This is a genomic window from Pseudarthrobacter sp. C1 (genome assembly GCF_034720455.1).
Lineage (GTDB): Bacteria > Actinomycetota > Actinomycetes > Actinomycetales > Micrococcaceae > Arthrobacter.
Genome location: NZ_JAYESK010000031.1, coordinates 1 through 395, shown reverse-complemented (window position 1 = coordinate 395; position 395 = coordinate 1). Strand labels below are relative to the sequence as shown.

1 pseudogene is annotated in these 395 nt (G+C 70.9%); it reads left to right on the top strand.

Features of this window, described 5'->3' with window-relative positions:
- Positions 1 to 395 (top strand): annotated as a pseudogene (locus tag U7114_RS19325) (DUF222 domain-containing protein); the annotation flags it as partial.

Here is a 395-nt window from a genome sequence, read left to right as displayed (position 1 = left end):
CTCTCCCGAGCCGTGCAGGGACCGAACGAGCACCGCACCCTCACCCAGCTCCGGGCCGATAGTTTCGCCGAAGGGCTCCTCAACACCGGCAACACTACCGGCGTTACCGGTGCACCCGGTGCCGGCGACGGCGGCGAGGGAACCGGTCCAAGCCAAGCGCCAGTCCGGGCCGAGGTGCTGGTCACCGTGCCAGTGTTCGCCCTGCTCGGCCTGACGGACGAGCCGGCGATGCTGGACGGGTACGGACCCATCCCGCCCTCCATGGCCCGGGACCTCGTCGCGACCGGGGCGGATTCGTTCCACCGCGTCCTCGTGGACCCGCGGGACGGGGCGCCGCTGGAAATCGGCCGCACCAGCTACCGGGTCACCAAAGCCATGCGGAACTGGCTCAGGCT